Below are 20,339 nucleotides of genomic sequence, written 5' to 3'. Positions count from 1 at the left end.
CTTCTCCAGTTATTCCAGTGTGCGTGATGGGTACTGCGCGCCGGCTCGTGGCTGGCGCATGTGCAGTGGGGCCGAGGATCGCTCAGCCCCACCGTTTCTACAATCCGCCAGATGGCCGAGCCCCGGCGGCGAGGCATGGCGGGCAACCGGCGGACAACCGGCGGGTCAGCCTTGCCGGTCAGCCCAGATCATACAGCCCAGGGAGCCCGAGCAGGCGCTCCAGTTCCTCCAGTGCGGCGGCGATCTCGATCGCCAGCGCGGGGTCGGCCAGGTCCTGCGGCGCGAGCTGGTCGCGATAGTGTTTTTCCACCCAGGCCACCAGCGTGCGGTACAGTTCTTCCGTCATGAGCACGCCCTGGTGCATGGCTGCCGCTTCCGCGCCCGTCAGCGCGACACGCAGGCGCAGGCACGCGGGGCCGCCGCCGTTGCGCATGCTCTGGCGCAGGTCGAAGTGCACCAGCTCGTCGATCGGGCCACCGCTGGACACCAGGCCGGCCAGGTAGGTCGACACGGCGGCGTTTTCCTCGCATTCGCGGGGAATCACGAGAGCCATCCTGCCGTCCGGTTTCGACAGCAGCTGGCTGTTGAACAGGTAGCTCTGCACCGCATCGGCTACCGCCACCTGGCCGGTATCGACGCGGATCGGGGTCAGCTCCGCATCGACACCGTCGAGGGCCTGGCGCAGCTTGAGCAGCGTGCCCTGCTCGTCGGCGAAGGCCTGCTCGTGGTAGAACAGCACGTCGGCATTGCCGACGGCGATCACGTCGTTGTGGAACACGCCCTGGTCGATCACGGCCGGATTCTGCTGCACGTACACGGTACGCGCTTCCTGCAATCCATGCAGCCGGGCCACCGCCTCCGACGCTTCCAGCGTCTGCCGGGCCGGGTAGCGCACCGGTGCCGGCGCGGCCGGGTCGAATTCGACGCGGCCGTAGACGAACAGTTCGACCGCGTCAGCGCCATGATCGCGGCACAGGCGCGTGTGATTGGCGGCGCCCTCGTCGCCGAACGCCGGCGTCGACGGCAGCGCATCGTGCACGGCGAAGTGGCGCTCGTCATGGAAGATGGCGCGCAATGCGCGGCCCGACTGCACGTGCTCGTGCGAGCGGTGCAGCTTGTTGTTCAGGTTGGCCGGCGTGAAATGCACCCGGCCATCGCCCGTGTCGCGCGACGGGCTGACGGTGGCCGCGTTGGCGGTCCACATCGGCGATGCCGAATATGCGCTGGCCAGCAGCACCGGCGACTCCTTGAAGGCACGCGCCAGCACGTCGGCATCGCTGCCGCCGAAGCCCAGGCTGCGCAGCAGCCGGAAGTTCGGCCGCGCCTGCGGCGGCAATACGCCCTGCGCGAAGCCGCGCGCGGCCAGCGCGCGCATCTTGGCCAGGCCCTGCAGGGCAGCCTGCTTCGGGTTCGAGGCGCTCTTCACGTTGTTGAACGATGCCACGTTGCCGAACGACAGGCCGGCGTAATTGTGCGACGGGCCCACCAGGCCGTCGAAGTTGAATTCACGCGTACTCATGGATTTCCTCAGAACGTCAGGCCCGGCGACAGCTTGGCCGGCATTTCCAGTGCGCCGTTCTCGATCGATGCGACCGGATAGGCGCAGTAATCGGCTGCATAGTAGGCACTTGGCCGGTGGTTGCCGGACTTGCCGACGCCGCCGAATGGCGCCGTGCTGGCCGCACCGGTGGTCGGGCGGTTCCAGTTGACGATGCCGGCGCGGGCACGCCGCTGGAAGGTCTTCCACAGCGTTTCCTCGTTCGACAGCAGGCCGGCGGCCAGGCCGAATTCGGTGTTGTTGGCGATGCGCAGCGCCGTGTCGAAATCGTCGGTGCGGTACACCTGCAGCAGGGGACCGAACCATTCCTCGTCGGGGATGCCCTGCGCATCGGTCACGTCGACGATGCCGGCCGAGACGAAGCCGGTATCGGGCTGCAGCTGCTGCATTTCCAGCAGCAGCCTGCCGCCCTTGGCCACCATGTCGTGCTGCGCCTGCACCAGTTTTTCCGCGACGGCGGCGGACACCACCGGCCCCATGAACGGCTGCGGCTCGGCATGCGACGGTCCCACCTGGATCTTCGACGCCACGTCGACCAGGCGGTCGAGGAACGCGTCGCCCTGCTCGCCCTTCTGCACGACGAGCCGGCGCGCACAGGTGCAGCGCTGGCCGGCCGAGATGAAGGCCGACTGGATCGCCATGAACACGGCGGCATCGATGTCCTTCACGTCCCAGACGACGAGCGGATTGTTGCCGCCCATTTCCAGCGCCAGCAGCTTGCCCGGCTGGCCGCCGAACTGGCGGTGCAGCGCGGCGCCGGTCTGGCTGCTGCCGGTGAACAGCACGCCGTCGATGTCGGCATTCTGGCCCAGCGCCACGCCGGTATCGCGGCCGCCGTTGACCAGGTTGATCACACCGGCCGGCACGCCGGCCTGCTCCCACAGCTCCACGGTCTTCATCGCGGTGCGCGGCGCGTACTCGCTGGGCTTGAACACCACGGTATTGCCGGCGATCAGGGCCGGCACGATGTGGCCGTTCGGCAGGTGGCCGGGGAAGTTGTACGGGCCGAACACGCCGAACACGCCGTGCGGGCGGTGGCGCAGAACGGCCTCGCCATCGGCCACCTTGTTGTGCACTTCGCCAGTGCGCGCGTTGTACGACTGGACCGAGATGTCGACCTTGTTCGCCATCGTCGTCACTTCGGTGCGCGCTTCCCACATCGGCTTGCCGACTTCCTGGGCGATCAGCCCGGCCAGCGCCTCGTTGTTTTCCTTCAGCAGGTCGCGAAAGCGCGTGGCGATGGCGATGCGCTCTTCCAGCGGCCGCTCGGCCCACGGCTCGAAGGCGGCGCGGGCGGCGCTGCAGGCGGCGGCCACGTCTTCCGGCGCGGCAGCCTTGCCGCGCCAGGTCTCGTTGCCGGTGGCCGGATCGACGGTGATCAGTTCGGCGCCGCTGCCGGCTTGCCAGCGGCCGGCGATGAAGTTGGACAGGACGGTGTCGGGCATGGTCTTCCTCACTGGTTTTTCTTGACGTTCAGGGGCAGCGTGCGCACGGTGGCGCCGGTAGCGCAATGCAGCAGCTGCTGTTCGGCGGCGGACAGGTCGATGCTGCCGTTGACGCTGGCCGCCTCGGTGATGATCATGCGGAAGTCGCGCAGCGTGGTGTTCGACACCAGCGTGGGCTCGGTGGTGGCAGGCGCGCACGCGTGCACCATGTCGTCGTCCGGCGCGATGATGGCCAGTTCGCTGTCGCGCAGCGCGCGCAGTTCCGACACGCGCGCCTGCAGCACCGGGCCGGCGTCGAAGATGTCCACATAACCTTCGTAGTGCATGCCTTCCTGCTCCAGCAGGCGGCGCGCCGGCGCGGTGGACTTGTGCACGGCGCCGACGACATCCTGCGCATCCTGCGGCAGGTAGGCGATGTACAGCGGCTGGCGCGGCATCAGTTCGGCGATGAACGATTTCTTGCCCAGCGCGGTCAGGTCGTCGACATGGTGGAAATCCATCTTGAAGAAATGCCGGCCCAGGCCTTCGTAGAACGGCGAGCTGCCGTCCTCCGCCTGGTAGCCGCGCATCTCGGCGATGATCTTTTCCGTGAACAGGTGCGGGAACTGGGCGATGAACAGGAAGCGGCTTTTCGACAGCAGCTTGCCGTTGTGGCCGACCCGGTAATCCGGGTGCAGGAACAGCGAACACAGTTCGGACGACCCGGTCAGGTCGTTCGACAGGTACAGCGTTTCCATCTTCGTGAACACGTTCAGCTCGCGGCTCGAATGCACCAGCGTGCCGATCCGGTAGTTATAGAACGGTTCGGTCAGGCCGACGGCGCCCTTGATCGCGCAGACGCCGGCCAGCCGGTGGTTCGCGGTGTCTTCCATCACGAACAGGTAGTCGCGCTCTTCGGGCGGGATGGTTTCGGCAAACGATGCGCACGCGGTGGCCAGGCGGTCGCCCAGCATCTTCATGTCGGCCTTCAGCGTGGTCATGCCGGTGCCGACCTGGCTGGCCAGGTTGAACAGGCCGTCGAGATCGCCCTCGTGGATGGCGCGTACAACAAGCATGGGTTTCTCCTCAGATGCGTACGCAGGTCACGCTGTCGCCTTCGGCGACGCGCAGGATGTCCTGGATTTCGGGCGGCAGCGCCACGGCGTCGCACCCGTCCAGGTCCGGGCAGGGGATCGTCACGGCGCGGAATGCCGCGCTGTCGGCGTTGGACACCGCATAGTTGAACAGCGGGCCCTCCCTGGTGCGGGCAACGCCGGTGCGCACGCGCAGTTTCTGCGAAGTGGTGAAGGTGCGCAGCGCGTGCTTGTGGGCCTGCAGGATCGGGCCGCCATCGAAGATGTCGATGTATTCGTCGGCCTCGAAGCCTTCCGCCGTGAGCAGGTTGAAGGCCAGCTCGCCGGACGGGTGGATCTGCCCCATCACGGCCTGCGCATCGCCCGGCAGCAACGGCACGTACACGGGGTAATGCGGCATCAGCTCGACGATCAGCGTGCGGTTGCGCGCGCCGCCGATGGTGCGCTCGGCGTCGAGGAAGTCCATCTTGAAGAACTTGCGGCCCACCGCGTTCCAGAACGGCGACTGGCCCGCATCGTCGGTCACGCCGGCCAGCGGCACGAAGAAGCGGTCGCCGAAGCGCCGCGGATGCTGCGCCGCATACAGCAGGCGGGAGCGGGAGAGCAGCGCCGCTTCGGGGCCCTGCTGCACTTCCGGCGCGACATAGAACGACGACAGGTGCGAATAGGCGGTCAGCTCCGAGCACAGCGTCAGCGCATGCACGCTGTGGCAGATGTTCAGGTCGCGCGAGACCTGCTGGATCACGTCGTTGCGGAACGAGAAATAGGTGCCGTTGGAACCGGCCGAGGCGAAGATGGCGGCGGTGCCGCAGATGCGGCGCTCTTCCAGCGATTCCAGCACGAACAGGTACGATTCCTCGCTGGGAATGTCGACCTGCGCGGCCATCGAGGCCAGCGAACGCTCGACGGCCATGACGATCTTGTCGCGGCTGCGGGGCAGCGTGTGCACACCCGGCATCGTCACCGCGGCCAACGATTCGAGCGCGGGGATATCCGCGGTTTCCACCGGACGGACGACGTACATAGGCACTCCTGGTTTGAATGAAAACGCCGGCACGATGCATGAACGACTGATGCGCCGCGCCGGCGGCATGGACGACGCCGGAAGCCCGGGATTACTTCGCTGCCAGCAGCTTGTCCACGCCCTTGCGCATCAGCGCGATGGCTTCGTCGATCTGCGCATCGGTGACGACCAGCGCCGGCGCCATGCGCACGACGTCCGGGCCGGCGATCAGCACCATCAGGCCTTCCGCCTCGACGGCGCGCTGGATATCCTTCGAACGGCCCTTGAACTCGTCGCTGACGACGATGCCCAGCAGCAGGCCGGCACCGCGCACGGTGGTGAATACCTGCGGGTAATCGCGCACCAGTTCTTCCAGCTTGCCGATCAGGTACAGGCTGGCTTCCTTCACGCGTGCCAGGAAGGCCGGCTGGTTGATGGTTTCCAGCACCGTCAGCGCCACCGTGGCGGCCAGCGGATTGCCGCCGTACGTGGTGCCGTGCGTGCCGACCGACAGGTTCTTCGCCAGCTCCTCGGTGGTCAGCATCGCCGCGACCGGGAAGCCGTTGCCCAGCGCTTTCGCCGACGTCAGCACGTCCGGCGTCACGCCATAGCCCATGTAGGCGAACAGCGAGCCGGTACGGCCCATGCCGCACTGTACCTCGTCGAAGATCAGCAGCGCGCCGGTCTTGTCGCACAGAGCGCGCAGTTCCTGCAGGTATTCCGGGCTGCCCGGCATCACGCCGCCCTCGCCCTGTACCGGCTCGACGATCACGGCGCACACATCGTCGCCGATCGCGGCACGCGCCGCTTCGATGTCGTTGTACGGAATGTGGTCGATCGCCGGCGGCAGCGGCTCGAAGCCTTCGGTGTATTTCGGCTGGCCGCCGACGGACACGGTAAACAGCGTGCGGCCGTGGAACGAATTCAGGCACGACACGATGCGCGTCTTGTGCTCGCCGAACCTGGCATGCGCATGCTTGCGCGCCAGCTTCAGCGCCGCCTCGTTGGCTTCGGCACCGGAATTGCAGAAGAACGCGCGGTCGGCGAACGTGGCTTCCGTGATCGCCAGGCCCAGGCGCAGCACGGGCTCGTTCGTGTAGCCGTTGCCCAGGTGCCAGACGGTGTTGGCCTGGCGGGTCAGCGCCTCGACGACGATCGGGTTGCAGTGGCCCAGCGCCGCGACGGCGATGCCGGAGGTGAAGTCCAGGTAGCGCTTGCCTTCCTGGTCCCACAGGTCCAGGCCCGATGCTCGCACCGGTACCATCTGCGCCGGTGCGTACGTTGGCACCAGGACTTCGTCGTAAGTCTGCCGGGTGACAGGGCGAGTGGTAACAGTCGAATCAAGCTTGGCGTTCATTGGCATTCCCCAGGAAAAGAAGAGGTACGGCCGCGGCAATTCCACGGTATGTACAGATTGTAAAAGCGGGGATGCTAAAACTCTTTTGAAGATGCGACAAGAAATTTCCTAAAACCGGTGCGCCCAATGCAATGCCTTGGCCTCCGGCACGGCCTGTTGCAGAAAAACCGGTGACAGACACCGGTTTTCGAGAAACATTTCCTGGAAATTGGTGTCTGTCACCGGTTTTCGGGAAACATTTCAGGCGGCGGCGAGTTTGCGTTGGCGTTCTTCGCGGGGGGTGTTGCCGAACAGCGTGCCGAATGCGGTGGAAAAGTGCGAGCCGGACGAGAAGCCGCACATCAGCCCCACCTGCACGATCGAGTGGTTGGTTTCCCGCAGCAGCTGGCGGGCGCGCTGCAGCCGCAGTTCCAGGTAGTAGCGCGACGGCAGGCTGCCCAGGTATTGCTTGAACAGGCGCTCGAGCTGGCGGCGCGACAGGCCGACCAGGTTGGCGATGTCGTCGGTGGACAGCGGCTCCTCGATGTTCGCTTCCATCAGCGTCACCGCTTCGGACAGCTTCGGCTGCAGCACGCCGAAGCGGGCCTGCAAGGCCACGCGCTGGCGTTCGTCGGCAGTGCGCACGCGGTCGATGCACAGCGCCTCCTTGACGGCGGCGCCGGTGCCGCTGCCGAGCAGGTGCTCGATCAGGGTCAGCGCGAAATCGATGCTGGCCGCGCCGCCGCAGCAGGTGATGTGCCGGCCATCGCATTCGAACAGGTGCGGTGTCAGGATCGCCTGCTCGGCGACTTCCCCGGTATCGCCGTACAGGGCCCAGGGCAGCGCGATGCGCACCCCGGCGGCATGTCCCGCCGCGGCCAGCCACAGCACGGCGGCGCCGACGCCGCCCCAACTGGTGGCGGTGCGGCAACGGTCGAGCACCGCGTACAGCAGTTGCGGCGGCAATGGGGGCTGCTGCTCGTCCGCGACCAGCAGCGCCACGTGCCAGCCATCGGCACCGGTGGCCGCCACGGCGGCCGGCGTGCGGATGTCGAGCAGGAAGGCATCGCCCAGCAGGCGCTGCGCCAGCCGCAGCGGCTGGACCAGGCCGGACCAGGTGAGGCTCTCGGCATCGCCGGCATTCACGAGCAGCATGCGCAGCGGCCGCTCGCGGCCGAGCCGTGCGAGGTTAGCGAAGGACATCGGACATGCGGGGTGTCATCGGGGCAAGGGAAACGGGATTGCTATGGTAACAGTTCGGGGGTGGCCAAGGCCCGGCGCCGGTACGCGGCAACCGGAGGCACCGGTGGTGGCGGGCGCCCGCTATAATCCGCCCATGGGTGAACGTTATCTGAAAAGTATCCGGCTGCTGGCGGAGTGCATGCAAGCCTTCGAGCGCCTGTCCGGCCGCCACGTGCGCGAAAATGGCCTGACGCATGCCCAGTTCGACATCATCGCCACGCTGGGCAATACGCCGGGCATGTCGTACAAGGATCTGGGCGAGCGCACGCTGATCACGAAAGGCACGCTGACCGGCGTGATCGAACGCCTCGAGCAGAAAGGGCTGGTGATGCGCGAGCGCAGCACGCTCGATGCGCGCAGCTGGTTCATCCGGCTCACGCCGGCCGGAGAACGAACGTTCCTTGAGGTGTTCCCCCGCGTGACCTCGCGCGGCGGCGCGGTGTTCGCCCACTACACGGAGGCCGATTACGCGGAACTGGAAAGGGTGCTGGCGCGCCTGAAGTCCGTGATCGATGCCTCTCCCGAATCCACTCCATCCTGATTAAGACGATGCTTAAAACTACCCTGATCGACGGCTTCACGCCGGCCAAGTTCGACAAAGAGATCGCCGGCAACCTGCTGCTGGAAACCGCTACCGAGGACGAGGTGCGCGCGCAGAAGTTCCTGATCGGCGTGCGCAACGAGGATGGCGACATCTACCGCCTGATCGGCGCCACGAAGCACAACAGCTTCACCAATGCCGTCGAGGAACTGGAAGACCTGGAGCTGACGGACGAACTGGCCGACATGGAAGGCACCACCCACGAGGGTTGCGACGCCATCTTCCGCCAGGAGTAAGCCGCATCGCGGCGAACGCCGCAGCGCGACAAACGCCACCTGCGACGGCGCTTGTGGCGGTATTTGCGCAACACCCCAGGCATCTTGCCATTGCAATTTGTTTCCACATGGCAATATAGTGGGTATAATTTTTCGATGGACAGAATCGACGCCTTCAACACGATCGCGGCCCAGGCCGGCCGCGGCGAGCTTGCATTTCCCGCCAGCGTGGAGGCTTCCATCAAGCTCCAGCAGGCCCTCGTCGATCCCGACTGCCATGTGGACATTGCCGCGCGCCTGATCGGCGCCGACCCGCTGCTGGCCGCGCGCACTGTCGCCATCGCCAATTCCGTGGCCTTCAACCGTTCCGGCACGCCGATCTCCAGCGTGCGCGCGGCCGTGCACCGGCTCGGCGTGCGCACGCTGCAATCGCTGGTCGCGGCGCTGATCGTGCGCCAGCTGGGCAGCACGCTCGAAGCCGGCCTGCAGGCGAAAGCGGAGCGCTTGTGGTCGCACACGGCGCATGTGGCCGCGCTGGCCCAGGTGATCGCGCGCCGCGTCACGCACGTGGATCCGGATACGGCACTGTTTGCCGGCATCGTCCACGAAGTGGGTGCGTTTTATCTGCTGTCGCGCGCGGCCGACTTTCCCGGCCTGGCCGAGGACATGGCCGACGACTGGATTGCGCATGGCGAAACCGTCATCGGGCGGCGCGTGCTGGGCGCGCTGATGGTGCCGGAACACGTGGTGCGCGCCGTCGAAGCCATGTGGGCCGGCATGCGCGCGCTGCCGCCGGAAACGCTGGGTGACACGCTGCTGCTGGCCGACGACCTGGCGCCGGTCCCCTCGCCGATGCATGCGCGTCCCGGCGCAACGACGCCGCAGGCGGCCCGCACGATCGACTTCGCGGTCGGCGACGGCACGCTGCAGGCGATCCTCGACGAGTCGCGCATCGAGGTGCAGTCGCTGCATGCGGTACTGATGCTGTAGGCACCGGCCCCCGGAATCCCCATTTCGGCGATAATCGTTTCTTTTGCCTTGCCGACAACATGAAGAACCATCTCCGCGCCCTTGCCGTCGCGTGCTGCTTCGTGGCCGGCGGCGCGCTGGCCCAGGGCGCCTCGATCGCGCTCGAGGGCGCGCCGTACGTGCTGGAGGGAACCGAGGTGCGCACCGTGCGCGCCCGCGAACTGCAGCGCGATTACCAGATCTATGTGAGCCTGCCGCCGTCGTATGCGCGCTCCGGCCGCAGCTACCCGGTAGTGTTCGTCACCGACGCGCCGTACGCCTTTCCCCTGACGCGCGCGATTGCCAGCCGCGCCGGCCGCAGGGGCCACACGATCGACGAATTCATCCTGGTGGGCCTGTCCTACGCGAACGGCGACACGCCGGAATACAGCCGCCGCCGCGACTACACGCCGGGGCCGCCCGACGATGCCGACGTGCGCTCCGACATGCCGGGCCGCGAGCCGAAGTTCGGCGAGGCCGCGGCATTCTCCCGGTTCATCGCCAACGACGTGTTCCCGTTCGTGACGAAGCACTACCGCGCCGACATGCATCGCAAGACCTTCATCGGCCATTCGTATGGCTCGCTGCTGGGCCTGGAAATGCTGTTCGGCGAGCGGCCGATGTTCGAGAACTACGTGCTGGGCAGCCCGTCGCTGTGGTTCGGCCGGCGCATGATGTTCGAGCGCGAGAAGGCGGTCGCCGCCAGCCGCCGCGATATCCGCGCCAACGTGCTGCTGGCGGTCGGCGAGTACGAGGCGATCAAGCCGGGGCCGCGCTTCAACAAGCGCGAAGACACGGTACGCGAGGTGCGCGCGTTCAAGGCGGCGCTGAAGTCGCGCAATTACCCGGGGCTGCGGATCGCCGCCGACGTGATTCCGGAGGAAGACCATTTCACCGTGGGGCCCGCCGTCATCACGCGCGGGCTGCGCTGGGCATTGCCGGGCAGCGAGCAATAGGCTCGGCCCCGGCGGCAGGTGCGGCCAAACCGGCAGGCGGGGTTCCGTCCACAGGCCCGCTCCTGCCGGCAGGGCCGGCGACGGCGGCCCACGCATCCAGGCGCAGCCGCCGGTAACGGTTGAACAGGCGGTCAGGGCCGGCACCATCCGCATCGTCCCACTCAATCGGCTGGCGCGGACCTGCATGCAGGCCTGCCTGTCCATCGTGCGCGGGCCGCGGCCACCCTAGCAACATCTCGTATCCGTCGTCCATCCAGTCTCCCATTGCGGCGCAACTGCGCGAAACAACAACGCAAGGACAACAAAGCAAGGGACAAAAAAAATGCCCGCTCGAAAGCGGGCCAAGTCCAAAACTAGGGATGTCCTGAAAGAGACAGTTCCATAGTACTAGTCGGCCCGGCCCCGTTCTGTGCGCCAGTTCACATAACATCGATATTCTCTGGCAAGCATGGTAAGGGCGACGGTTGACAGTTCCTGTCAGGAGTCGTCGCGGATGCCATGCTCGGCGCGCCAGGCGCGGATCAGCGCATGGCGCGGCGTCGGATAACGCTCGGCGAGGGTGGTGGCGTCGCGGATACGGTCGATGCGGAAGTGGCGCTGCGCGGCGCGTAGTTCGCACCATGCGGCCAGCAGGCGGCGGCCGTCCAGGAAGGCCAGTGCGAACGGCCATACGGTGCGTTCCGAAGACCGGCCGTGCTCGTCGCTGTAGCTGATGCGCAGCTTGTGCTGGCGGCGGATCGCTTCTCGGGCCGGGCGCACGAAGGCGTCGTGCTCCGGCGACGGCGGCGCGATTGGTACCCACAGGCTGGTTTCCGCCATCTCGTCGCGCAGGTCCTTCGGGGTGGCGGTAGCGATCTTGGCCAGCGCGCTGGCGGCGGCGGTGGCGAGCGCCGCATCGCCCTGGCGCCGCACCCAGCGTGCCCCCAGCACCAGCGCTTCCAGCTCGTCGGCGTCGAACATCAGCGGCGGCAGGAAAAAGCCGCTCTTGAGCAGGTAGCCGACACCGGCCGACCCCTGCACCGGCGCGCCCAGCTCGGCCAGCGCGGCGATGTCGCGGTAGATCGTGCGCTCGGAGACGCCCAGCCGTTCAGCCAGCGCGGCCGCTGTGACGGGAAGGCGATTGCCGCGCAGCGCATCCATCAACTGGAACATCCGGCCGGTGCGGTTCATGCGGTTCTCCGGTGACAAAGCGGCAAGCTTAGCATGGCGGCATGCGACTGCCGGGGGCCGCATCGGTCATACTATGGGGGTATCGACAGCGCAGCGTCGATTGACAGTGGTTCCCGATATATGGATAAATCCAGCCCAACAACACCATAAACAAAGTAGGATTCCAAGGGTCCTCAAGAGCCCCTCCAGATATGAGCAAATCCCCTTCTTCCCGCAGCCGCGCCAGCGGCCGCGTCACGCTGAGCGACGTTGCGGCCCGTGCCGGCGTGGCGCCGATGACGGCCTCGCGCGCCATCAACCAGCCCGACCTGGTGTCCTCGCTGCTGCGCCAGCGGGTCGAGCAGGCCGTGCTGGAACTCGGCTACGTGCCGAACCGTGCCGCCCGCGCCCTCGCCTCGGCGCAATCGAACGTCATCGTCGTGCTGGTGCCGTCGCTGTCGAATACCGTGTTCACCGCCGTCCTGCAGGGGATCCAGGATGCGCTCGATGACGACAATTACCAGCTCCTGATCGGCAACACCCGCTACTCCGACGCCGAAGAGGAAAAGCTGCTCAACGTCTACATGCAGTCGAACCCGGACGGCATCCTGCTGTCCGGCCTGACGCACAGTCCGCGCGTGCAGCAGATGCTGGAAACCTCGCGCGTGCCGGTGGTATCGATGATGGACCTGTCGTCCGACCCGGACCTGCTGTGCGTCGGCTTCTCGCAGGTGGAGGCAGGCCAGGCGATGACGCGCTACCTGCTCGGCAAGGGCAAGAAGCGCATCGGCTTCATCGGCGCCCAGCTCGACGAACGCACGCTGCGCCGCGCCGAAGGCTACCGCAAGGCGATGGCAGACGCCGGCCTGGCCGATCCGCGCCTGGAAATCATGGTGCCCGACCCTTCCACCATCGCGCTGGGCGCCGAACTGCTGGGGCGCATGCTGGCCCAGGTGCCCGATTGCGACGCGATCTTCTGCTGCAACGACGACCTGGCGCACGGCGCCATCTACCAGTGCCAGCGCCGCGGCATCGAAGTACCGGGGCAGCTGGCCATCTGCGGCTTCAACGACCTGCCCGCGTCGGCATGGATGAAGCCGGCGCTGACGACGGTCGGCACCCCGCGCTACAAGATCGGCTTCGAAGCCGCCACGATGCTGCGCGCCACGATCCGCGGCGAACGGCCGGCCCAGGCGCACCTCGATCTCGGCTTCACGCTGATGGCACGCGAAAGCGCTTGACGCAGCCAATGGCGGCAGCGCCCTGGTGTCGGACACCGGTTTCAGGTGTCGGACACCGGTTTTTGCATGAACGCTATAAATCGTCGCCGAAAACCCGTGTCCGACACCAAGAAGCCGGTGTCCGACACGACAACGCAGGCGCTGCTGCGGCATCAAATTCCGTTAACTGAACAGTGTCAGGGTACCTGTCAGGTTGGTACTTGTCTGAAACCGAGCAGTCCCCCCCGGTTGAACAATCTGGCTGCGTGCAGTACACTGACCGCTTTTGTTAGCGCTATCAGAGGGCGAAATGACTAAAGTGGACGCCCCGTACTGGGTGGTAATGGGTGTTGCCGGTTGCGGCAAGAGTTCGGTGGGGACGGCGCTGGCGGAGCGGCTGGGCGTGCGCTATGTGGAGGGCGACCGGTTTCACTCGCCGGAAAACGTGGCGAAGATGAGCGCCGGCGTGCCGCTGACGGATGGCGACCGCCTGCATTGGCTGGCCAGCCTGCAGCGGGAGATCCGCGAGGCAGCGCAGCGCGGCGAAGGCGTGGTCGTCGGATGTTCGGCACTGAAGCGGCGTTATCGCGATGTCTTGCGCGAAGGCCTGCGCGGGGTGCCGGGCGATGTCCATTTTGCGCACCTGGACGGCACGCGCGAATTGATCGCCGAGCGGATGAATGCGCGTGTCGGCCATTACATGCCGCTGTCGCTGCTGGACAGCCAGTTCGCGGCGCTGGAACCGCTGCAGCCGGACGAGGCGGGCATCGTGCTCGACATCCGCGAAGACGTGCCGCAGCTGGTCGGCCGCATCGTGCCGGCGGCGTGATCCGCCCCTGACAGGCAAGGCCGGCGCATGCGCCGGCCACCCGGTCACGCGGCCGGTATCGTCACTTCCAGCCGGTAGGTGCGCCCCGCTTCGATGCCGGTCACGCGCGCCGAGGCCAACGGCGTGCCGTTGCAACGCACGCTCACTTCCCGCACATCGCCCCGCTGCACGCTGACCTCGAACGTCGCGCCACGGAACGTGCGCACGGCCTTCATGCCTGGCCAGGCCGCCGGCAGTTGCGGCGCGATGCGCAGGCCTTCCGCATCCCCCACCAGGCCGCACAGGCCCTCGATCACGCAGCGGTAGATCCACGACACGGTACCGGTGTTGAACAGGTGGCTCGAACGGCCCGCCGTGCGCGGGTATTCGCGCCATGCGCCACGGTAGTAGTTCGGAATGAACACCGGCAGCTGGCCGCGCCGCAGGTAGTCCGCCTCGTCGGGACCGGGGATCATCTTGCGCATCAGGTCCCACGCGTGCTCACCCTCGGCGCCGTCGTACAGGCTGTAGATGTAGAAGGCGGCGGCGTGGTTGTAGACGGCGCCGTTCTCGGCCGAGCCGGGATGCTTCTGCGTGACGCGGCCGACGTCCTCGCGCATCTTCGAGAACGGCGGCGCGAACATCTGCACGCCGTACGGCGTGTGCAGCTGTTCCTCGACCGCGCCGATCATCGACGCGCGCTGCTCCGCACTGGCCGCGCCGGACAGCATCGACCATGCCTGCGGGTTGAGCCAGATGCGCCCTTCCCTGTCGTCGGCCACGCCGAATACCACGCCGTCGTCGGTGATGCCGCGGGCGAACCAGCGGCCATCCCACAGGTGCTTGTTGGCGGCATCGTTCATGGCCTGGGCACCAGCCCGAAAATGCCGTGCTCCTTCCTCATCCTTGTGCTGCGCGCACATGTCCGCCCACAGGTTCAACGCGTAGGCGGCGGCCACCGTCAGCCAGCCGGACACGCCCTTGCCCTTGTAGCCGACCATGTTCATCGGATCGCACCAGTCGCCCTGCGCGATGTACGACAGGCCGCGCTCGTCGCGCTCCGTCAGCAGCCAGTCCATCGCGCGGCCGATGCGCTGCGCCACCGTCAGGCTGTGCCCTTCGGTGTCGGCGACCGGTTCGTCCAGCAGCGTCCAGTCGGCCGTCTCGTCCAGGTAAGCCTTCAGGCACACGGGTAGCCACACGCAATGGTCGGTGTGCGGCACCTGGTTGATGTATTTCAGCTCGGCGCCTTCGACCAGCAGGATCCCGTCCGGCATGGCGCCGCTCGCCTCCTGCTGCGACAGCGCATGCAGGAAGGCGCCGCGCGCGGTGGGCGGGTGCACGAAGCTCATGCCCATGTTGTCCTGCAGGTAGTTGCGGGTCTGCGGATCCGTGGTCAGGCGGTTCGAGCCGCCGTGGTAGTACACCTGGCGCGGCAGCCAGTGATTGACGAAGTTGTCGAACTCCGGGTCCGGCGTCTCCACCGTGACGCAGCCGGCACCGGCGCCGATGTACGCGGCATAGGCTTCGCGCGCGGCGGCGAAGCCGGCGGCGGACAGGTACCGCTCGCGCAGCGCGGCGATCTCCGCATCGTCGAAAGCGGGGCCGAACAGGAAGCGGAATTCCTCGCTGCCGTCTGCCGCCAGCGCCAGCCGGTACTGCACGGCGGCCACCGGCGTTTCGTAGCGCGCGTCGCCGCCACCCAGCGCGTCTTCCCGCAGCGCCGACGGCGCGTGCAGGCCGCCCTCGCCTTCGAATGCTTCCTGCGCGGCTTCCCATGCGTCGGGCGCCCGCTCGCACAGGAAGAACGTGCGGTCCTTGAAGTTCTTCTGCTTGAAGTAGTCGGCCACCTTCTGGTACGGCGTGACGGACGACGCCACGATGCCGCCAAGGTCGGCACGGTACTCGGCCGACTGGTTCATCCAGCTCATGTAGCCGATCGTGAAATACGGGTACACCGACAGGCGGCGCGGCCGGCCGGAGAGATTGCAGATCTTCAGCGACCACAGCTCGGCCACGTCGTCCACCGGCAGGCCCATGACGAGCTCGATGCGGATGCCGAGGCTTTCCACGATCCATGCCATGTCGCTCTTGCCGGCCGAGAATTCGAAGCGGTCCGGCACCGCGCGCACCGGTTCATGCGGCACGGAGAACAGCTGGCCCGTTTCCTCGTCCTTCACGTAGAAGAAGCGGCCAGGATGATGGGCATAGTAGCCCTGCTCCGGCTGCATGAACGTCTTCGCTTCCAGGTTCGGCGCATACGCGTACTTGGCCGGCTCCGGCTGCATGTACTGGGCCACCGCGTAGCCGCGGCAGTTCACCTGGATCATCATCCTGCGGTTCCACAGGAAACCGGCCGCACGCGGCATGGCGGTCGGCGACAGCAGGTCATAGCGGCTGCCGTCAGCGGACGGGCGCAGGAGGTGGGAATGGGCTCGAGAGTGTATCGGGGCTTGCATCAGGTTCTTCTCCGGAATTGCGGGATGCCGGCTTGCGCGCGGCGAGGTCGGACTGGATGGTGCGCAGCGTGGCGGCATCGAGGCGGTAGCAGCACATCACGCCCACGGCGACCAGCGCGAACGCGGCGGGAATCAGCGACATCAGCCATACGATGCCGGCCGTGGAACCCGGGTTTTGCGTGGCGTTCGGCACGTAGCCCAGCGTGGTGAACAGCGCGCCGATGACGGCCACCGCCAGCGCGGTGCCCAGCTTTTGCGAGAACGTGGCGGCGGCGAACGTCATCGCCGTGGCGCGGCGGCCGGTGCGCCATTCGTTGTAGTCGGCCGTGTCGGCATACATCGAGAACGCCAGCGGCGACTTCGGCCCCAGTACCAGGCCCATGCCGGCCTGCAGCACGAACATCAGCCACACCTGGTCCTGCGGCACGAAGAAATACGCGCCGGACAGCACGGCCGTGGTGCTCATCAGGATGATCATCAGTTTTTTCTTGTCGACGAAGCGCGTCATCAGCGGCGACGCGGCGGCGCCCACTGCCGCCGCGAACATGTACACCGACACGAAGGTTCCCATCAGTTCCGGCCGGCCGACCACGTACTTGAAGTAGTAGGCGGCGGTGGTGGTGCGCAGCGTGATCGTGACCATGATGATCAGCGCCAGGAAGAACAGCACCACCCACGGGCCGTTGCGCGACAGGTCGCGCACGTCCTGCATGACGTTGGTCTTCTGCTGCGGCGGCGGGGCGATGCGCTCGCGCGTGTTGGCAAAGGCGATCACGAACATCACGCAGGCCGCCACCGCCCAGGCCGCCATCGTCAGCTGCCAGCCACGTTCGTCGTCGCCGTTGCCGAAAGCCTTCACCATGGCCGGCGTGGCGGCGGTGACCAGCATGCTGCCGCCGAACGCACAGATGAAGCGCAGGCCGTTGATGGTGGAACGTTCCTGCGGATCGGCCGACATCACGCCGGACAGCGCGTTGTAGGGGATGTTGATGGCGGTGTAGCAGACCATCATCAGCAGGTAGGTGCCATAGGCCCACAGCAGGCGGCCGTCGCCGTCGAGATCGGGCGTGGTGTAGGTCAGCACCGCGGCGCAGCCGAGCGGCACGGCCACCCACACCAGGTACGGGCGGAACTTGCCGAAGCGGGTCGTGGTGCGGTCGGCGATGGCGCCGATCATCGGATCGGTGAAGGCGTTGATCAGCTTGATCGCGAACATCATCGACGCCGCGGCGGCGGCCGAGATGCCGAATACGTCGGTGTAGAAGATCAGCAGGAACGTGGCGATATTGGTCCAGTAAAAATTGAACCCCATGTCGGCGATGCCGTAGCTGATCTTTTCGCGCCATGGAAGCGGCGTGCCGGCGGGATGGCCGGCGCCCTTGCCTGCGCCCTTGCCTGATGAGTCATTCATGTGGAAGGCCCTGCGAAAAAAAACTGCGCGGGCAGACCGATGTCCACCCGCACAGAAAAAAACAGACCGGGAAAGTGTAACCCGGTCCGCCCATCGGACCTTCCGTCATGCTGCCCGCGGTGCGCGCGGCATAAGTGCCGCAGCAACCGTGGCGGGTGGCGTGATGCTCAGCATGGTCGTCTCCTCCTGCATCGCGCGGTGCCGTTCATCTCTACGGACGAGCTGGCAGCGCTAACATTATCTTGTCCTAGCCAGCGCGATCAGGTTTTCGATGATTTTCAAGCCATCGCTGATAGCGCTAACAGATGCAATTAGTGTAATCAGGGGATTTTGCGAAGTCAACACATTCGTGCGGAGGATGGCCGGTTTCTTCGCACCGCATGATCGCCCGGCTTTGCCCGCCGCACATCGCGCCCTACCGCTGGAAGCCCGAACGCCGTTGTTGTTGCCACGCCATCGATGCCGGCATCGCCAGCGCGTGCACAGTGCGGTCGCCACATTTTGACAAACTTTTCCGATCTTAAATGAGTATCATTCTCAATTGCGCGCGATCTGGAGGTTGCCGATAGTCATGTTCGGGACAGGCAGCGATCGCGGAACAAGTCACGACAACTGGATCAGGAAGATGAATCTCACTCTGCAACGCACCCCGCTCGCCACCGCCTTGTGCATGGCCTTTCTCTCGTCTCCCGCGCTGGCCCAGCAAGCCGCTCCCGAACAGCAGCTCGCCGAAGTGCAGGTAACCGCCACCGCCGAAGAGGAGCTGAAACAGGCGCCGGGCGTATCGACGATCACCGCCGCCGACATCGCGGCTCGCCCGCCCGCCAACGACCTTTCCGAAATCATCCGCACGATGCCCGGCGTGAACCTGACCGGCAACAGCTCGACCGGCCAGTACGGCAACAACCGCCAGATCGACCTGCGCGGCATGGGCCCGGAAAACACGCTGATCCTGGTCGACGGCAAGCCGGTCACGTCGCGCAACTCGGTGCGCATGGGCCGCAGCGGCGAACGCAATACGCGGGGCGACACGAACTGGGTGCCGGCCGAACTGGTCGAGCGCATCGAAGTGCTGCGTGGCCCCGCCGCTGCACGCTACGGTTCCGGCGCCGCCGGCGGCGTGGTCAACATCATCACGAAGGCGCCGGGCGATAAGCTGTCCGGCTCCGTCACGGCCTACGCGCTGGCGCCGGAGCACGGCGAGGAAAGCTCGACGAAGCGCCTCGGCTTCAACCTTTCCGGCCCGCTGGCCGGCAAGTTTTCCTTCCGCGTCTTCGGCAACGTGAACAAGACCGACGCCGACGACCTGTCGATCAACGCCACGGCGGAAAACACGGCCGACGGCGCGATCCCGCCGGCCGGCCGCGAAGGCGTGCGCAATCGCGACGTGGGCGGCCTGCTGCGCTGGGACCTGGCACCGGGCCAGGTGCTGGAACTGGAATCGGGCTTTTCGCGCCAGGGCAACATCTATGCGGGTGACCGCGCGGTCAATGCCACCGGCACGGCGCTGCTGGGCGAGCTGGCCAATGCCGGTGCTGAAACCAACGTGATGATCCGCCGCACCGCCGCGCTGACGCACCGCGGCAAGTGGGCTATCGGCACCTCGAAGCTGTCGCTGCAATGGGAAAACACCGACAACACGCGCCTGAACGAAGGCCTGGCGGGCGGACCGGAAGGCAGCATCTCGAATGCCACGTCATGGTCCACCTCCGAACTGGAGAATTACATCCTGAACGGCGAACTGAATATGCCGGGCAAGCTGTTCGGCCTGTCGCAGATGATGACGGTGGGCTTCGACGTGCGCCAGGAAAAGCTCGACGATCCGTATTCGATGACGCAGACGGCCACCGCGATTCCCGGCATGACCGCGACGAACCGTGACGGCAAGGCCGATGCCGAAACCTATGCCGTGTACGTGGAAGACAATATCGGCGTGACCAACGAGCTGATCCTCACGCCCGGCCTGCGCTTCGACAAGCACAGCCAGTTCGGCACCAACTGGAGCCCGAGCCTGAACGCCTCGTATGCGCTGACGCCGACCGTCACGATCAAGGGCGGCGTGGCGCGCGCGTTCAAGGCGCCGAACCTGTACCAGTCGAATCCGAACTACCTGTACTACACGCGCGGCAACGGCTGCCCCGTCAACAATCCGAACCTGGGCGGCGGCTGCTACCTGCGCGGTAACGACAACCTGGAGGCGGAAACGTCGGTGAACAAGGAGATCGGCATCGGCTGGAGCGATGCCGGCCGCAGCGCCAGCGTGACGTATTTCCACAACGATTACCGCAACAAGATCGTCGGCGGCATGGACAGCCTGCTGGGCAACACGTCGGCCAACGGCCGCCTGTTCCAGTGGGAAAACGCACCGAAGGCGGTGGTGCAGGGTGTCGAAGGCAATGTGACGGTCCCCTTCGGCACCAGCGTGAAATTCATCAACAACCTCACGTACATGATCGAGAACGAGAACAAGACCACGGGCGAGCCGCTGTCCGTGATCCCCGAGTTCACGCTGAACACGTCGCTCGACTGGCAGGTCAGCGACAAGGTATCGCTGCTGTTCACCGGTACCTGGTACGGCAAGCAGGAGCCGCGCAAGCTGACCACGCAGGGTGCGCCAGCCACCGGCGATGCACTGAACACGCTGGACCCGTACAGCGTGTGGGGCATCAGCGCCGGCTACGCGTTCACGAAGAACCTGCGCCTGCGCGCCGGCATCAACAACCTGTTCGACGAACGCCTGTTCCGCCTGAGCACCAACGGCACGTCCGGCGCGGCGTCGTACAACGAAGCGGGCCGTTCGCTGTTCGTCAGCCTGACGTCGTCGTTCTGATTCCTGCCTCGATCCCTGCTAGCCC

Annotated in this window: 16 protein-coding genes; 7 read left to right on the top strand and 9 right to left on the bottom strand. The window is 66.4% G+C overall.

From position 1 onward, the window contains the following. Positions 1–178: 178 nt before the first annotated feature. The 6 genes from astB to FHS02_RS05290 all read right to left on the bottom strand — a co-directional run bounded on the left by astB (position 179) and on the right by FHS02_RS05290 (position 7,618). On the bottom strand, positions 179–1,519 hold the full coding sequence (gene astB / locus FHS02_RS05315) for an N-succinylarginine dihydrolase (protein ID WP_137315024.1): 1,341 nt from the start codon (positions 1,517–1,519) through the stop codon (positions 179–181). Positions 1,520–1,527: 8 nt separating this feature from the next. Beyond that, positions 1,528–3,003, bottom strand: a complete 1,476-nt coding sequence (gene astD, locus FHS02_RS05310; protein WP_137315025.1) for a succinylglutamate-semialdehyde dehydrogenase — start codon at positions 3,001–3,003, stop codon at positions 1,528–1,530. Between the two features lie 8 nt (positions 3,004–3,011). Then, positions 3,012–4,058: an arginine N-succinyltransferase gene (astA, locus tag FHS02_RS05305; protein ID WP_137315026.1), complete on the bottom strand. Its 1,047-nt coding sequence runs from the start codon at positions 4,056–4,058 to the stop codon at positions 3,012–3,014. Between the two features lie 10 nt (positions 4,059–4,068). Continuing rightward, the gene (locus FHS02_RS05300) at positions 4,069–5,100 is read right to left on the bottom strand and encodes an arginine N-succinyltransferase (protein WP_137315027.1); all 1,032 of its coding nucleotides are present in this window, start codon (positions 5,098–5,100) and stop codon (positions 4,069–4,071) included. 91 nt (positions 5,101–5,191) lie between these two features. Continuing rightward, entirely contained in the window at positions 5,192–6,436 is a 1,245-nt protein-coding gene (astC, locus tag FHS02_RS05295) for an acetylornithine/succinylornithine family transaminase (protein ID WP_137315028.1), read from the bottom strand. A 240-nt stretch (positions 6,437–6,676) separates the two neighbouring features. Continuing rightward, positions 6,677–7,618 (bottom strand): GlxA family transcriptional regulator, encoded by a 942-nt coding sequence (locus FHS02_RS05290; protein WP_137315029.1) that lies wholly within the window; start codon positions 7,616–7,618, stop codon positions 6,677–6,679. Positions 7,619–7,751: 133 nt separating this feature from the next. On the opposite strand from FHS02_RS05290, the gene FHS02_RS05285 reads away from it, so the two are divergent. The 4 genes from FHS02_RS05285 (at position 7,752) to FHS02_RS05270 (ending at position 10,437) form a co-directional block, all read left to right on the top strand. Further along, on the top strand, positions 7,752–8,198 hold the full coding sequence (locus FHS02_RS05285) for a MarR family winged helix-turn-helix transcriptional regulator (RefSeq protein WP_137315030.1): 447 nt from the start codon (positions 7,752–7,754) through the stop codon (positions 8,196–8,198). An 8-nt stretch (positions 8,199–8,206) separates the two neighbouring features. Then, positions 8,207–8,494 (top strand): hypothetical protein, encoded by a 288-nt coding sequence (locus FHS02_RS05280; RefSeq protein WP_137315031.1) that lies wholly within the window; start codon positions 8,207–8,209, stop codon positions 8,492–8,494. Positions 8,495–8,629: 135 nt separating this feature from the next. Further along, a complete protein-coding gene (locus tag FHS02_RS05275; protein WP_137315032.1) occupies positions 8,630–9,463 on the top strand; it encodes an HDOD domain-containing protein in 834 nt (277 codons plus the stop codon). Between the two features lie 59 nt (positions 9,464–9,522). After that, the gene (locus FHS02_RS05270; RefSeq protein ID WP_137315033.1) at positions 9,523–10,437 is read left to right on the top strand and encodes an alpha/beta hydrolase; all 915 of its coding nucleotides are present in this window, start codon (positions 9,523–9,525) and stop codon (positions 10,435–10,437) included. 477 nt (positions 10,438–10,914) lie between these two features. On the opposite strand, the gene FHS02_RS05265 is transcribed toward FHS02_RS05270, so the two are convergent. Continuing rightward, the gene (locus FHS02_RS05265; RefSeq protein WP_175424856.1) at positions 10,915–11,607 is read right to left on the bottom strand and encodes a helix-turn-helix transcriptional regulator; all 693 of its coding nucleotides are present in this window, start codon (positions 11,605–11,607) and stop codon (positions 10,915–10,917) included. Between the two features lie 191 nt (positions 11,608–11,798). Here FHS02_RS05265 and gntR point away from each other — a divergent pair, with 191 nt between their 5' ends. Next, positions 11,799–12,827 carry an HTH-type transcriptional regulator GntR gene (gene gntR / locus FHS02_RS05260; RefSeq protein WP_137315034.1) on the top strand — a complete coding sequence of 343 codons (1,029 nt, stop codon included), beginning with the start codon at positions 11,799–11,801 and terminating at the stop codon, positions 12,825–12,827. A 289-nt stretch (positions 12,828–13,116) separates the two neighbouring features. Then, positions 13,117–13,635 (top strand): gluconokinase, encoded by a 519-nt coding sequence (locus FHS02_RS05255; RefSeq protein ID WP_229422261.1) that lies wholly within the window; start codon positions 13,117–13,119, stop codon positions 13,633–13,635. Positions 13,636–13,679: 44 nt separating this feature from the next. Here the strand turns inward: FHS02_RS05255 and FHS02_RS05250 are convergent, their stop codons facing one another. Continuing rightward, positions 13,680–16,073: a GH36-type glycosyl hydrolase domain-containing protein gene (locus tag FHS02_RS05250; protein WP_137315035.1), complete on the bottom strand. Its 2,394-nt coding sequence runs from the start codon at positions 16,071–16,073 to the stop codon at positions 13,680–13,682. After that, positions 16,018–17,484: an MFS transporter gene (locus tag FHS02_RS05245; RefSeq protein WP_137315036.1), complete on the bottom strand. Its 1,467-nt coding sequence runs from the start codon at positions 17,482–17,484 to the stop codon at positions 16,018–16,020. The genes FHS02_RS05250 and FHS02_RS05245 overlap by 56 nt, the downstream gene beginning before the upstream one ends. A 625-nt stretch (positions 17,485–18,109) precedes the next feature. On the opposite strand from FHS02_RS05245, the gene FHS02_RS05240 reads away from it, so the two are divergent. Further along, positions 18,110–20,314: a TonB-dependent siderophore receptor gene (locus FHS02_RS05240; RefSeq protein WP_137315037.1), complete on the top strand. Its 2,205-nt coding sequence runs from the start codon at positions 18,110–18,112 to the stop codon at positions 20,312–20,314. Positions 20,315–20,339: the final 25 nt, after the last annotated feature.

This window comes from Pseudoduganella umbonata, from assembly GCF_014192225.1.
Lineage (GTDB): Bacteria > Pseudomonadota > Gammaproteobacteria > Burkholderiales > Burkholderiaceae_D > Rugamonas > Rugamonas umbonata.
Note: the sequence above shows the minus strand (reverse complement) of the source record. Positions and strands in the feature narration are given on the sequence as shown.